The following is a 13,516-nucleotide window of genomic DNA, read 5'->3' as shown; positions in this document are numbered from 1 at the left end:
CGGTGGCTTACTCGTCGTGCTGTGCGCCGCCAAAACGCCGGTAGACGAAGCGGGCGGCCCAGTCGAGCGCGAAGCCGAGCACGCCGATCACGAGAATGACCGCCGTCAGCTCCGAGTACGCCAGCCGGTCGCGCGTGTCGAGAATCAGGTAGCCGAGGCCGGCGTTGACGCCGAGCATTTCCGCGGGCACCAGCACGATCCATAGAATACCGATGGCCAGTCGCACGCCGGTCAGTACGTGTGCGGCGATGCCGGGCACGTACACATGCCAGAGCATTTCCCAGCGCGTGGCGGCGAGGCTCTCGCCGAGCTGCACCCAGCGCCGGTCGATATGCGTCACGCCGGCGGCCGTGCTCATCACGAGCGGCCACAGCGCCGCGAACGCGAGCAGGAAATAGACCGCCGGGTCGCCAACGCCGAGCGACATCACGGCAATCGGCATCCAGGACAGCGGCGAGACCATGCGCAGGAATTGCAGCGACGGTGTGAGCGCCCGGTCGAGCCAGCGGATTCGCCCGATGAGAAAGCCGAGCGGCACACCTAGCACGACGGCCCAGGCCAGGCCCACAGCGATCCGTCGCAGGCTTGCGAGCACGTGCCGGCCGAGTTGCTCGTCGCGAATCAGCTCGGGCAGGGCGCCGAGGGCGGCCGATGGCGAGAATTGCGCCGCGAGCGAGCCTGGCACCGTGAAAAGCGCGATGCCCAGCCACCAGATGGCGACAATGGCGGCGAGCCCGGTGACGCCGAGCCATGCACGGCGTACTGCGCGTGTCGCCATGCCGGGCCGGGAAGGCATGCTAGCGCCGCGCGGGGTGACGGCTCCGGCGACCGTGCGCTCGACTGCGGTATCGGACGCGATATCAGACAACGATCGTCTCCTCCCGGGTAAAGCCGTCCGGCAGGCCGAACGCTTTCATGCCGCCCACCGCGGCGATGGCCTTCTTCACGAAGCGCTCGTCCACGAGGTCGCGGGCGACGAAAGCCGGGTCGAGCTTCGCAAGAAACGGTGCGCTGCCTTCGACCTGCGTCTTCTGCATGTGGCGCACCAACGCTTCGGTATAGCTCGGATACGGGTAGGGCTGGAAATCGATGCGCTTCTCATGCCAGTCCGCGTGCACGATCGCCTTGTCGGCGAGATAGCGGCCCTGCTCGGATGCGGCCGGCGCCAATACGCGCTGCAACACCTGGAACGGATGCGGCGTGTAGCGATTTTCGCCTTCCTTCGAGAGCAGGCGCGCGGCGTCTTCCGGGTGGGCGCGCGTCCATGCCTGCGCCTTCACGATGGCGTCGACGACTTTCTGCGACCACGCCGGGCGCGACGTCAAGTCGCGCTCGTGCATGGTGACGACGCAGCACGCGTGGTTTTTCCATACGTCCCCTGTAAAGCGCAGGATCTTGCCGACCTTCAGATTCTCGGCAGCGGCGTTGAACGGTTCGGCCACGATGTAGCCCGCGATCTGTTTGGCCGCGAGTGCGGGTGGCATATCGGACGGCGCCATGACGACCAGATTGACCTCGTTGGCCGCCGGCGTGCCGGTTTTCTTGAGCACGGGCGTGAGGCCGGCCGCGGCGAGCAGCCCTTGCAGCACCACGTTATGAATGGAGTACCAGAACGGGACGGCCACCGTCTTGCCGCCGAGCTCGCTTACCTTGTTCACGTCGTTCGCGACGGTAATGGCGCTGCCGTTGACGTGATTCCACGCCACGACCTTGGCCTGCGCCTGGCTGCCGTAGCGCGCCCAGACCGTCATCGGAGAGGGCAGGTGAACGACGTTGACCTGCCCTGAAAGGAATGCCTCGATGAGCTGTGCCCAGCTACGCAGGAGCGTCGGCTTTTCGGCCTTGACGCCGGCCTGCTCGAAGTAGCCGTTGTTGTGCGCGACGAGCAGCGGCGTCGCATCGGTGATCGGCAGGTAGCCGATGCGCAACGGCGCATCCGGCTCGGCCGCAGCGCGCGCGGCGGCCGAGGCCAGCAGCGGTGCGGCGCCCGCGACCGTCATCATCGAAGCAAGCTTGAGCCATTCACGGCGGGAAATTTGGCACATGGTCTGGGAATCCCCGTAAGTCTGGTCGGTGTGGTCTGTCGTGTGCGTTGGACGATGAGCCGCTGCGAGCCGTCACGCCGGCGTGCTCTCGCGTGACATCGCGCGCTGCAACGCCTGCAGGATTTCGATACGTAGCGTGCCCATCGCTTCGACGTGCGCCTCGCGCGGCGCGGGCACGTCCACTTGCCATTGGGCCAGCGTGCGTCCCTGGTTGCCCAACAGCACGATGCGGTCCGAGACGAGCAGGGCCTCGTCGATGTCGTGCGTGACGAGCACGGTCGCCGCGCCCGTGTCATGCACGACAGTGACGAGCAGTCGCTGCATGTCGGCGCGCGTCACTTCGTCGAGCGCCCCGAACGGCTCATCGAGCAGCAGCGCGCGTGGCTGCCGGGCGAGGCAGCGGGCAAGTGCGACGCGCTGTGCCATGCCGCCCGAGAGTTGCCGCGGATGCAGGCCATGCGCATGGGCCAGACCCACCTCGGCGAGCGCCGCGTCAATGCGCGCACGGCGCGTTTCGCGCGACAACGCCGGTTGACGGGAGAACGTCAGGCCGAATGCGACGTTGCGCTCGACCGACAGCCACGGCAGGAGGCACGGATCCTGGAATGCCAGTGCCACGTCGGGGCGCGGTCCCGTGAGCGGTGCATCCGCGACGGTGACGGTGCCCCGGCTCGGACGCAGCAGGCCAGCGGCAATGCGCAGCAGCGTCGACTTTCCCGACCCGCTCGGGCCCAGTACGGCAACGAGTTCCCCCGGTGCCACGGACAGGTCGACGCCGCGCAGGATTGCGCGCTCGCCATACGACAAGCCGATGTCGCGCAGCGTCAGGAACGATGAAGCCAATGACGATGCGCGCGAGGCTTCCTCGCGCGCGGTGGCGATGAACGTGTCGGTGTGCGCGCGTTGCGTCGCCGCGGGTCGAGTCATGAGGCCGTTCCGGTCTTGCGCTGCGCGCGCTGCGCCGCGAGCTGGTTCTTCAACTGGACGAGGCTCGGCGTCACGATAGGCACGAACGCCGCCTCGCGCTGACGCCGGGCAACGCCCGACAGGCCGCGCAGATAGCCGCGCCCGCCGCCTGCCTGCACCTCGAGCGTGGCGGCGCCGTGGACCACGCCCGCCAGGGCAATGCGCAGTTCGAACAGGCGCGCGGGCGATGCCACGAACTCGCCCTGCAGGACGCCCGACTTCAGTCGCGCCGCGAGGGCGTGCAACTGTTCGTGCAAGGCCGCGGCTTCGTCGGCGAGGGCGGCGCTCGCGCCGGGCCCCCCTTCGCCGGCACCCGCCAGGCTGCGGCGCGCGAGTCCCAGCGACATCCCGCACTGCAGGCCGAGAAACGCCGGGCGCACATGCGTCAGCCACGCAGGTGCGTCGTCGGTGATCCGGTCGTCCTCGGTCACCAGCGCTTCCTTTATCTGCAACGCCGCGGTGTTGGTGCCGCGCAGGCCGACCAGATCGAGGTCGTCGCTACGCGTGACGCCCGGCGTGTGGTGCGCAATCGCGAAGATCGACGGCGGCCCGCCCGACGCGTGATCGACGGCGGCGGCGGCCACAAAACCCTGCTTGCGCAGATTCGTGATCCACGGCAGGCCGCCGCTCACGCGCCAGGCGCGCTCCCCGCTTGCCATGTCAGCGGGCGCGGCGGCGTCAACCGCCCGGATCTGCAGCGGCTCGATCGCCGAGAGATATTTCATGGCGTTCGACAATCCGGTCGCCCCGGCGAGCTCGCCTGAGAGCAGCGTTGGCAGCAGGCGCTCGCGCAGCCCGCGGTTGGGGCTTTGCAGCAGGTACTCGATGAACGTGCGTTGTCCCCACAGCACAAAGGCGGCGGCGAACGAGTGCTCGGCAACCTCGGCCACGCTGTCGATCGCGTCGCCGATGGTGCCGCCGTCGCCACCCAATTCGCTCGGTACGCCGATGCGCAGCAGCCCGGCTTCGGCCAGGTGGGGCACGACGGCGCCGCACAGCGTGGCGTCCGTGTCCAGCGTTTCGGCATTGGCGTCGAGCCAGGACGCCAGTCCCGGCGCACGCACCGCTAGCCCGCGCTGACTGGCTGAGGCGCTCATGCCGCTTTTTCCTTCGGCGCCCAGCGGTACGCCGCCAGTTGCGGATTCAGCTCGTTCTGCGACAGGTTGTTCGCGAAGTTGCAAAGTGTCGCCAGCGAGATGCCGAGCACGACTTCGAGCGCGGCCGCGTCGCTGTAGCCGGCCGCCTTGAAGGCAGCGAGTTCGGCGTCCGATACGGCGCCGCGCGTGGCGATCACCGCGCGGGTGAACACGGCAACCGCGTCGAGCTTGGCGTCGGAGAGGGAGCGCTGGTCGCGAATTTCGTCGACGAGCGCCTCGGGCAATTGCGCCTTCTTCAGCGCCACGGCGGTGTGGCCGGCCACGCAGAAGCCGCAACCATGGATGCCTGCCGCCGTGATCTGCACGACTTCGCGTTCGGCGAGCGTCAGGCTCGCACGGCCGTTGATGGCGCCGACCGTCAGATATGTTTCCAGTGCGGTCGGGGCATTGGCCAGCGACGCCACCAGATTGGGCAGGAACCCGTTCGCCGCGAGCGATTTCTCCAGGAACGGACGGCTCGCCTCCGGGGCGGTCTCGAGGGTATGCAATGGCAGTCGGCTCATATCGGGCTCCTTACAGTCGAGCATCCATTGTGCGCAAGCCTGGACGCCGGCTCAATGCGCGCCCGTCTGCAAAATATGCGGATTTGTCTCATTGGGCGACGGCCACGGCCCATCGCGGCATCGGTTGCTCGCGGGAAGGGGAGACGGCGACGGGGGGCGGGGGCGGGCCCGGGAACGCGCCCGGTGAGCGTCAGTGCAGCGGGTACGGCTGCACCGCGCCGGCGGCGGGTGCGACAAGGCGGCCGTCGGAGGCCTGACTCTGGCGCCGCCACGCGCCCGGCTGGATGCCCGTCACGCGCTTGAACGCCTGCGCAAACGCGGATTCGGACTGATAGCCGACCTGCTCCGCGGCTTCGGGCACGGGAACGCCAGCGCGCAACAGCGCGGCCGCCGTCTTCATGCGCACCAGTGTCACGAATTGCGCCGGCGGCTGCCCGCCAATCTCCGCAAACTGCTTGCAAAAGCGTGCCCGCGACATGTGGACGAACGCGGCCATCGCATCCGTCGTCCACCGCTCCCCGGGTGATTCGATGATCGCCGCGGCCAGGCGGCCGAACGCGTCGCGGCGCATCAGGCGCCACATCCCCGGTGCGACGTCCTCGGCGTGGACGGCTTCGCGCAACGCGTAATAGAACAGCAGATCGGTGAGCCGCGCGAGCAAGGGCGACGGGGCTTCGCCGGGGCGTCGCGCCTCCGCCTGGATCAGCCCGAAAACTTGTGTCATCCCGTCAAGGCGGCCGCTGTCGCGGCGTGCCACGATCGGGTTCGGCAGCATGCCCAGGACCAGCGCGTCGAGATCGGTTCGGAATTCGAAGAATCCGCATGCCAGAGAGACTGCGCGCGGCGTGGGCACCTGCGAGGCGGTTGGAAGGGGCAGGAGGGGCGGGAGGGGCAGGAGGGGCGGCAGCGGCGACATCGTGCCCGCGCGGGCGCTCAGATCGGCGGGGGGCTCGGGATCCGGCGACAGGCAGTGTGCAATGTCAGACAGCAGAAATACGGCATCGCCGGTATGCAGAGGGACGCTGCGCGCAGGGCGGCCGGCGGCGGCGCCGACATGGAGGTGGCAACTGCCGCCCAACACCAGATGGAAGCTCGCGCGCTGATGCCCTGCCGTACTCGCCTGATACGTCCCGCAATACTCCCCGACATGAAAGAGCGTGCTCTTCAGTTCGAGCCCGGCGAGCAACCAGTCAGCAACGCGGTCAGGGTCGGAAGCGGCGATGGCGCCCGCCCGACGCCCGCCCCAATCGCGGTTATCTGCCCAATCTCCCATCGCCCGTTCCTCGTCCGGCATTTCAGTACCCCCAGGTCCCGGTTCGACCGCCCCGGCAAAACATCCATGCTCCCTACGCACATCGGAGTGGGCAACTATTTTTTTGTTGATTGCTTATGACTGATTGGGGGAGGTGGCGCCGTGGGGACCCGGTCACGTGCCGCGACCCCGGCGTCGCCGGCAAGCGACGCCTTTCCAGTCCGCGGGCTACGTGCGCGGGCGCATTGCTTTTCGGACAGGCATGAAAAAAGCCGATGATCATCGATCATCGGCTTTTCAAATATTCTTGGTGCCCAGAAGAGGACTCGAACCTCCACGGTGTTACCCGCTAGTACCTGAAACTAGTGCGTCTACCAATTCCGCCATCTGGGCCCCGTCAACTCGCACACCTGTTTTTGTGTGCTCGCTGCGAAGAAGTGGGATTATGCATGGGGCGTCTGATGCTGTCAATACGTTTGCTCAAAAATCTGAATGCGGCACCCCCGACTCAAGCCGCTACCCCCAAATGCTCGGCTCGTATCATCTCGATCAAATGCCGTAACCCCGGCAGCGTCTGCCGTCGGCTCGGGTAATACATCGACAACGGCGGCCCGTCCACCGCCCAATCCGTCAGCACCGCCTCCAGCTCGCCGCGCGCCAATTGCCCCGACACATTGCGCTCCAGCACATATCCCAACCCCAGCCCGCCGACCGCCGCCGCAATCACCCCGTCACTCTCGTTGATGCTCAACGCCCCCGGCACGTCCAGCTCGATGGCCGTTGGACCGTTGCCCAACTCCCATTTGTATAACGTGTTATCACCCAGGCGCATCCGGATGCAGTTGTGCGACATCAGGTCCTGCGGCACCCGCGGCCGACCGCGCCGCGCCAGATAAGCCGGCGACCCCACCACGATCCACTTCAACGTGGGCGTCAACGGCGTCGCGATCATGTCGCCCGGCACCGTATCCCCATACCGCATGCCCGCGTCATAACCCTGCGCCACAATGTCCAGCATCCGGTCGTCCACCGTCACATCCAGTTCGATGTCGGGATACGACGCCACAAACCGCGGCAATATCGGATCGAGCAGCAAACGCGCGGCATCGCGCGGCACATTCAACCGCAACCGGCCCGCCGGCGCTGCCCGATACCGGTCCAACGCCCCAATCGCCGACGCGATCTGCTCCAGACCCTGCTCCAACTCCTTCGCCAACGCAGCGCCCGCCGCCGTCGGCGACACGGAACGGCTCGTCCGATTCAACAGCTTCACTCCCAGACGCGCCTCCAGGTTGCGCATCGCGTGACTCAGGGCCGAGGTCGTCACGCCCAACTCCGCAGCGGCCTCCCGGAAACTCTGACGACGACAAATGGTGACAAAAACGTTCAGGTCGGCAAGCTCGCCGCGAGTAAAGGCTGGCATGTAGTTTCCAACAGGTAACGGATTAAGTGCTCATTGAATAATATTCATTTTTTTATGAGCAAAATTCTACCTATTTTCCACCTCGAGTCCACCGCGTTGGCTGTGGACGCCGCGCGGCAATACGCCAGGCCCCATATGGGGCATACGGGGCATACAGGGCATACGGGGCATATGGCGCATCGGGCCTACGGCGCATACGGCAGCGGCATCTGCGACGTCGCGCGGATCCGGTCATGTGCCGCGCCCCCGGCGTCGCCGGCAAGCGATGCCTTTCCAGTCCCCGGGCTATGTGCGCGGGCGCATAGCTTTCCGGGCAAGCATGAAAAAAGCCGATGATCATCGATCATCGGCTTTTCAAATATTTTTGGTGCCCAGAAGAGGACTCGAACCTCCACGGTGTTACCCGCTAGTACCTGAAACTAGTGCGTCTACCAATTCCGCCATCTGGGCCCCGTCAACTCGCACACCTGTTTTTGTGTGCTTGCTGCGAAGAAGTGAAATTATGCTGATGCGATGCGGGAGTGTCAACAGTTCGGGCGAAAAAAATTTTGTTTCCGTCACCCTCATGCGCTCCCACGCTCGAAATCCGCACAGGTGGCAGATTTCGCGAGGTTTGCCGTATGATTGTCCCTGTTCGTGCTGCCACGCAATCGCGGGCCGCACGACACCACGGACCGTCGGGCGCATGGTGCGCCACTCGGCCGGACTCAACCGGCACAGCAACGCTACCGACCTTTGAGCAAATATCCCTATCCGATCCCGAGTCGCGAAGAGATCCTCGGTGTCCTGCGCACCGCAGACTCCGCGCTGTCCGCCAACGATATCGCCGAATCCCTGGCCATCAAGAAGCAGGAACGCGAAGGCTTCTTCAAACGCCTCGCCGCCATGGAACGCGACGACCAGATCCGTCTCGACCGGCGCGGTTACTATCAACTGACCCACCCGTCGAACTTCATCGCAGGCCGCGTCATCGGCCACCGCGACGGCTACGGCTTCGCCGTGCGCGACGACGACGGCGATGATCTCTTCCTGCCCAACGAGGAAATGAAGAAGGTCATGCACAATGACCGCGTCCTCCTGCGCATTGCCGGCTACGATCGCCGCGGTCGCCCCGAGGGCCATATCGTCGAGGTCGTCAGCCGTGCCAACACCCACGTCATCGGCCGGCTTCTCAACGAGAACGGCGTCATGGTCGTCGCCCCGGAAGACAAGCGCATCGGCCACGACATCCTCATCCCGCCCCGCGCCCAGGGCAAGGCCAAGGTCGGGCAGGTCGTCTCCGTCGAACTTACCGACTACCCGAGCCGCTACAGCCAGCCCATCGGCCGGGTCTCGGAAGTGCTTGGCGACATCGACGACCCCGGCATGGAAATCGAGATCGCCGTGCGCAAGTATGGCGTGCCCCACCAGTTCTCGGCCGAGGCGCTCGCCGCCGCCGGCGCGTTGCCCGACGAGGTGCGCGCGCCGGACCTGCGCCATCGCATCGACCTGCGCGACGTCCCGCTCGTCACGATCGACGGCGAAGACGCCCGCGACTTCGACGACGCCGTCTACTGCGAGCCGGCCAAGGTCGGCCGAACGAACGGCTTTCGTCTGATCGTCGCCATCGCCGACGTCTCGCACTACGTCACTCCTGGCGGCCCGCTCGACGCCGACGCCCTCACGCGCAGCACGTCCGTCTACTTCCCGCGACGCGTCATCCCGATGCTCCCGGAGAAGCTCTCGAACGGCCTGTGCTCGCTCAACCCGGACGTCGATCGCTGCGTGCTCGTGTGCGACGCACTCGTGGCCCCGAACGGCGACGTGAAGGCCTATCAGTTCTATCCGGCAGTCATCCACTCGGCCGCGCGCCTCACCTACACGGAAGTCGCCGCGGTCCTCGGCAACACCAAGGGCGCCGAAGCCCAACGCCGCGCGGCGCTGCTGCCGCATCTGCAGAATCTGTACGATCTCTACAAGGTGCTCGCCAAGGCGCGCAAGACGCGCGGCGCCATCGAATTCGATTCGACGGAGACGTATATCGTCTGCAACGCGCAAGGCAAGATCGAGCAGATCCTGCCGCGCACCCGTAACGACGCACACCGGCTCATCGAGGAATGCATGCTCACGGCCAACGTATGCGCCGCGGACTTCCTCAAGCGTCACAAGCAGCCGGGCCTGTATCGCATTCACGCCGGCCCGTCCGGCGAGCGCCTCCAGGTGCTGCGCACGTTCCTCAAGACGCTCGGCCTCACGCTGGGCGGCGGCGACGAGCCCGCCACGTCCGACTATGCGGAACTCATGACGCAGATCGAAGCGCGGCCCGACGCGCCCATGCTGCAGACCATGCTGCTGCGCTCGATGCAGCAGGCCGTCTACAGTCCGGACAACATCGGTCACTTCGGCCTCGCGTATCCGGCCTATACGCACTTCACCAGCCCGATTCGCCGCTACCCCGATCTGCTCACGCACCGTGCGATCAAGGCCGTGCTCGCGGGCAAGAAGTACGAGCCGATCATTCCCGACGGCGTCGAGATGACGACCGGCCTCTCGCCCCACGCGCGCAAGCTGCAGAAGGACGACGAGGCCGCGAAGAGCAAGAAGGCGCCTTCGGCGAAGAAGCGCGACGCCATCTGGGACGAGCTCGGCCTGCATTGCTCGGCCAACGAGCGCCGCGCGGACGAAGCCTCGCGCGACGTCGAGGCCTGGCTCAAGTGCTACTTCATGCGCGACAAGCTCGGCGAGGAGTACGGCGGCACGGTAAGCGCCGTCACCTCGTTCGGCATTTTCGTGCAGCTCGACGATTTGTTCATCGAAGGCCTCGTACACGTGACGGAACTCGGCAGCGACTACTTCCAGTTCGACGAAGTGCGTCACGAACTGCGCGGCGAGCGCACCGGCATCCGTTACCGTCTGACCGACCGTGTGCGCGTGCAGGTGAGCCGCGTGGATCTCGACGCCCGCAAGATCGACTTCCGGCTCGTGCGCGAACCGAATGCCCGCTCGCTCGCGAAGACCTCGGGACGCGCCGAGCGCGGCGGTGCACCGGTCCCGGCGCCGGCAGCGGGCACGCCGGGTCTCGCCGGAACGGCCGGCGCCGGCCCGAGCATCCGTCAACTGCCCAAGGGCGGTGCGCTGCTCAACGGCGTGCAGCCGGCGCCGGTCGGCAAGCGCCCCGCCAAGCCGAAGTCGGCGAGGGTAAAGGCCGCGCGCGCCGAGCGAGGCGCGGCGCCGGCCAAGCGCAGCGGCAGCAAGGCGCCGGCGAAGCATTCGGGAGGTCCGGCGAAGAAGCCGCGGCGCGGATAAACCGCGCAATGCGATGTTTGCAGTAAGATGGGCGCCTTGTGCCGGCGGCGGGCGGCATGTGGTGCCCGCGAGTCTGATGCGGCGGCGGTTGTCCTACCGGGCACCGCCGCCGTCGTGCTTTGTGCCGCTCGAGTGCCACGTTGCCCGAGCGAGCCGCGCACACGCTATTTTGAGGATGTGAAATGAGTCAACTGAAATTGCTGTTCGGCTTTCACGCCGTGACGGCACGCCTGCGCCACGATGCCGGCAGCATCGAGGAGATCTACTACGACCCGAGCCGCCGCGATCGGCGTATGACGGATTTCCTGAAGCATGTGGAATCGGCCAAGGGCGCGCCGGGCGTCAAGATCAAGGTGATTCAGGCCGACGGCAAACGTCTGGACGGCATGGCGGGATCGTCGCGGCACCAGGGCGTGGTCGCGCGGGCGCAGGAAGTGTCGCTGGCGCTCAATCTGGACGAGTTGCTCGACGGCATTTCGGGGCCGCCGCTGTTGCTGGTGCTCGACGGCGTGACCGATCCGCACAACCTCGGGGCGTGCCTGCGCGTGGCCGACGGGGCAGGCGCGCACGCCGTCATCGCGCCGAAGGATCGCGCCGTCGGCCTGAACGCCACGGCGGCCAAGGTCGCCAGCGGGGCGGCCGAGACCGTGCCGTACATCATGGTGACGAATCTCTCGCGCACGCTGCGCGAGCTCAAGGATCGCGGCATCTGGGTGGTGGGAACGTCGGACGACGCGCCAGCCGACATCTACGGCACCGATCTGAGGGGCCCGATGGCCATCGTGATGGGCGCGGAAGGCGAGGGCATGCGCCGCCTCGTGCGCGAGAACTGCGACTCGCTGATGCGCATTCCGATGGCCGGCGGCTGCGAAAGCCTGAACGTCTCCGTGGCCAGCGCCGTTTGCCTGTATGAGGCCGTGCGCCAGCGCGCGACGGTGAGCGCGGCAGCCGCGGCGATCAAGCCGGCGAAGTAAGCTCGCCCGCGCGCGCCGCGTGAGCGGCGGGTGCGCCTAGCGTGCCGCGTCGATCAGCGCTTCGAGCTTGATGGCGTCCGCGGCGAATGCGCGAATGCCTTCGGCGAGCTTTTCGGTGGCCATCGCGTCGTCGTTGAGCTGCAAGCGGAAGGACGGCTCGTCCGTCTTCACGCGATCGACCACGGCCTCGCGGGCTGCCTTCGGATCCAACTCGCGCTTGACTTCGCCTTCGGTCGTGTGCAGTTGTTCGAGCAGCGCCGGGCTGATCGTGAGCAGATCGCAGCCGGCCAGCGCGAGGATTTGCCCCGTCGAGCGGAAGCTGGCGCCCATGACTTCCGTTTCGTAACCGAAGTGCTTGTAGTAGCGGTAGATGGCCGAGACGGAGCGCACGCCGGGATCGTTCGCGCCGGCGTTCGCCGCCTCGTCCCAATTCGCGCCTGCCGATTTCTTGTGCCAATCGTAAATGCGGCCGACGAACGGGGAGATCAGTCGCGCACCGGCTTCGGCGCAGGCGGCCGCCTGCACGAGGCAGAAGAGCAGCGTCATGTTGCAGCGGATGTTCTCGCGCTCGAGGATTTCGGCCGCGCGGATGCCTTCCCACGTCGACGCAATCTTGATGAGTACGCGTTCGCGCTCGATGCCCTGCGCTTCGTACATTGCGATGAGCTTGCGCGCGCGGGCGACCGTGCCCGCAGTGTCGAACGACAGCCGTGCATCCACCTCGGTCGACACGCGCCCAGGCACGATGTCGAGGATTTCGCGCCCGAAGGCGATCAGCAGACGGTCGATGATTTCGTCGGTGGACTCGGCGCGATGCTCGCCGACCACGCGCGTGAGGATCGGCCGGTAGGCGTCCTTTTGCACCGCGCCCAGAATCAGCGAGGGGTTGGTGGTGGCGTCCTGCGGCTTGTAGGCGGCCATCGCCTGAAAGTCACCCGTATCGGCGACGACGATCGTGTGGCGTTTGAGCTGGTCGAGCAGGTTCATGAGAGCGGCCTTGCGACAGTGCATTGCGTGACATGATGCCGAGCGCACCCGACAGAGGGGGACGCGACCGGCGCGGGACGGCAGGAGTCGAGCGTCGAGTCTCGATGACGGGGGCTGGCCAAATGCGGCCTGCCGCTGTCGTGCGAGAGGCGCGGGGCCACGAAATACGGCGCGTCCCGTCCGACTCCGGTAAACTTCCGACTTTACCAAACTTTGCCGGAATTCCCCATGACCCAGGACGAACTCAAACGCTTGGTCGGCCAGGCAGCCGCCGACTATGTGAACCAACACGTGCCCGAGGGCAGCGTGATCGGCGTGGGCACCGGCTCCACGGCCAATTGCTTCATCGACGCGCTGGCCGCGCACAAGGGCCGATATCGCGGCGCGGTCTCCAGTTCCGAAGCGAGCACCGAGCGCCTGCGCAAGCATGGCATCGAAGTGTTCGACCTCAACCAGATCGAGAGCCTGCCCGTCTATGTGGACGGGGCCGATGAAATCAACGCGCTCGGCCATATGGTCAAGGGCGGCGGCGGCGCGCTCACGCGCGAGAAGATCGTCGCGTCCGTGGCCAGGGAATTCGTCTGCGTGGTCGACGCTTCCAAGGAAGTGGCCGTGCTCGGCGTGTTCCCGCTGCCCGTCGAAGTCATCCCCATGGCGCAGGCGAGCGTCGCGCGCGCGCTGGCGGCGCTCGGCGGCAAGCCGCAGGCGCGCGTGCGGGCCGACGGCAGCCCGTATGTGACCGACAACGGCTGCGCGATCCTCGACGTGCACGGTCTGCAGATCCTCGACCCCGTCGCGTTCGAGACGCAGGTCAATCAGATCCCGGGCGTGGTGACGGTCGGCCTCTTCGCGCAGCGCGGCGCCGACATCACGCTCATGGGCACGCCGCAAGGCGTGCGCACCATCGACTACAAGAGCTGATCG

At 66.7% G+C, this 13,516-nt stretch carries 11 protein-coding genes and 2 tRNA genes; 3 read left to right on the top strand and 10 right to left on the bottom strand.

The genetic code is table 11. From position 1 onward, the window contains the following. Positions 1-7 precede the first annotated feature (7 nt). The 9 genes from CDN36_RS12165 to CDN36_RS12125 form a co-directional block, all read right to left on the bottom strand. Positions 8-796, bottom strand: coding sequence for an ABC transporter permease (locus tag CDN36_RS12165; protein WP_287496833.1), 789 nt, complete (start codon positions 794-796; stop codon positions 8-10). 64 nt (positions 797-860) lie between these two features. Then, positions 861-2,045, bottom strand: coding sequence for an ABC transporter substrate-binding protein (locus CDN36_RS12160; protein ID WP_287496832.1), 1,185 nt, complete (start codon positions 2,043-2,045; stop codon positions 861-863). A gap of 72 nt (positions 2,046-2,117) precedes the next feature. Next, positions 2,118-2,888: an ABC transporter ATP-binding protein gene (locus CDN36_RS12155; RefSeq protein ID WP_502920361.1), complete on the bottom strand. Its 771-nt coding sequence runs from the start codon at positions 2,886-2,888 to the stop codon at positions 2,118-2,120. A gap of 80 nt (positions 2,889-2,968) precedes the next feature. Continuing rightward, on the bottom strand, positions 2,969-4,108 hold the full coding sequence (locus tag CDN36_RS12150; protein WP_287496830.1) for an acyl-CoA dehydrogenase family protein: 1,140 nt from the start codon (positions 4,106-4,108) through the stop codon (positions 2,969-2,971). Continuing rightward, complete coding sequence (locus tag CDN36_RS12145) at positions 4,105-4,671, bottom strand: carboxymuconolactone decarboxylase family protein (RefSeq protein WP_150555982.1); 567 nt, start codon at positions 4,669-4,671, stop codon at positions 4,105-4,107. Before CDN36_RS12145 ends, CDN36_RS12150 begins: the two co-directional genes overlap by 4 nt. 190 nt (positions 4,672-4,861) lie before the next feature. Further along, on the bottom strand, positions 4,862-5,944 hold the full coding sequence (locus CDN36_RS12140) for an AraC family transcriptional regulator (RefSeq protein ID WP_287496829.1): 1,083 nt from the start codon (positions 5,942-5,944) through the stop codon (positions 4,862-4,864). A 287-nt stretch (positions 5,945-6,231) separates the two neighbouring features. Continuing rightward, positions 6,232-6,316, bottom strand: a tRNA-Leu gene (locus CDN36_RS12135). 115 nt (positions 6,317-6,431) lie between these two features. Beyond that, positions 6,432-7,346 carry a LysR family transcriptional regulator gene (locus CDN36_RS12130; RefSeq protein ID WP_150555980.1) on the bottom strand — a complete coding sequence of 305 codons (915 nt, stop codon included), beginning with the start codon at positions 7,344-7,346 and terminating at the stop codon, positions 6,432-6,434. A gap of 365 nt (positions 7,347-7,711) precedes the next feature. Further along, positions 7,712-7,796: transfer RNA gene (locus CDN36_RS12125), tRNA-Leu, on the bottom strand. Positions 7,797-8,081: 285 nt separating this feature from the next. On the opposite strand from CDN36_RS12125, the gene rnr reads away from it, so the two are divergent. After that, positions 8,082-10,631 carry a ribonuclease R gene (rnr, locus tag CDN36_RS12120; protein ID WP_287496828.1) on the top strand — a complete coding sequence of 850 codons (2,550 nt, stop codon included), beginning with the start codon at positions 8,082-8,084 and terminating at the stop codon, positions 10,629-10,631. Between the two features lie 182 nt (positions 10,632-10,813). Continuing rightward, complete coding sequence (gene rlmB, locus CDN36_RS12115; RefSeq protein ID WP_150555978.1) at positions 10,814-11,605, top strand: 23S rRNA (guanosine(2251)-2'-O)-methyltransferase RlmB; 792 nt, start codon at positions 10,814-10,816, stop codon at positions 11,603-11,605. 36 nt (positions 11,606-11,641) lie between these two features. Here the strand turns inward: rlmB and tal are convergent, their stop codons facing one another. Beyond that, a complete protein-coding gene (gene tal, locus CDN36_RS12110; RefSeq protein WP_502920360.1) occupies positions 11,642-12,592 on the bottom strand; it encodes a transaldolase in 951 nt (316 codons plus the stop codon). Positions 12,593-12,820: 228 nt separating this feature from the next. Between tal and rpiA the strand changes: the two genes are divergently transcribed. Beyond that, the gene (gene rpiA, locus CDN36_RS12105) at positions 12,821-13,513 is read left to right on the top strand and encodes a ribose-5-phosphate isomerase RpiA (protein WP_150555976.1); all 693 of its coding nucleotides are present in this window, start codon (positions 12,821-12,823) and stop codon (positions 13,511-13,513) included. The last annotated feature ends 3 nt before the right edge of the window (positions 13,514-13,516 follow it).

The sequence above is a fragment of the Pandoraea sp. CB10b_02 genome, from assembly GCF_002216225.1.
GTDB lineage: Bacteria > Pseudomonadota > Gammaproteobacteria > Burkholderiales > Burkholderiaceae > Pandoraea > Pandoraea nosoerga.
Note: the sequence above shows the minus strand (reverse complement) of the source record. Positions and strands in the feature narration are given on the sequence as shown.

Bases quoted from the DNA above. Each gene is read 5' to 3' on its own strand.
- CDN36_RS12150 (WP_287496830.1), bottom strand. From the start codon at position 4,108: ATGAGCGCCTCAGCCAGTCAGCGCGGGCTAGCGGTGCGTGCGCCGGGA.
- CDN36_RS12165 (WP_287496833.1), bottom strand. From the start codon at position 796: ATGCCTTCCCGGCCCGGCATGGCGACACGCGCAGTACGCCGTGCATGG.
- CDN36_RS12160 (WP_287496832.1), bottom strand. From the start codon at position 2,045: ATGTGCCAAATTTCCCGCCGTGAATGGCTCAAGCTTGCTTCGATGATG.
- CDN36_RS12140 (WP_287496829.1), bottom strand. From the start codon at position 5,944: ATGGGAGATTGGGCAGATAACCGCGATTGGGGCGGGCGTCGGGCGGGC.
- rlmB (WP_150555978.1), top strand. From the start codon at position 10,814: ATGAGTCAACTGAAATTGCTGTTCGGCTTTCACGCCGTGACGGCACGC.
- CDN36_RS12145 (WP_150555982.1), bottom strand. From the start codon at position 4,671: ATGAGCCGACTGCCATTGCATACCCTCGAGACCGCCCCGGAGGCGAGC.
- tal (WP_502920360.1), bottom strand. From the start codon at position 12,592: ATGAACCTGCTCGACCAGCTCAAACGCCACACGATCGTCGTCGCCGAT.
- CDN36_RS12130 (WP_150555980.1), bottom strand. From the start codon at position 7,346: ATGCCAGCCTTTACTCGCGGCGAGCTTGCCGACCTGAACGTTTTTGTC.
- rpiA (WP_150555976.1), top strand. From the start codon at position 12,821: ATGACCCAGGACGAACTCAAACGCTTGGTCGGCCAGGCAGCCGCCGAC.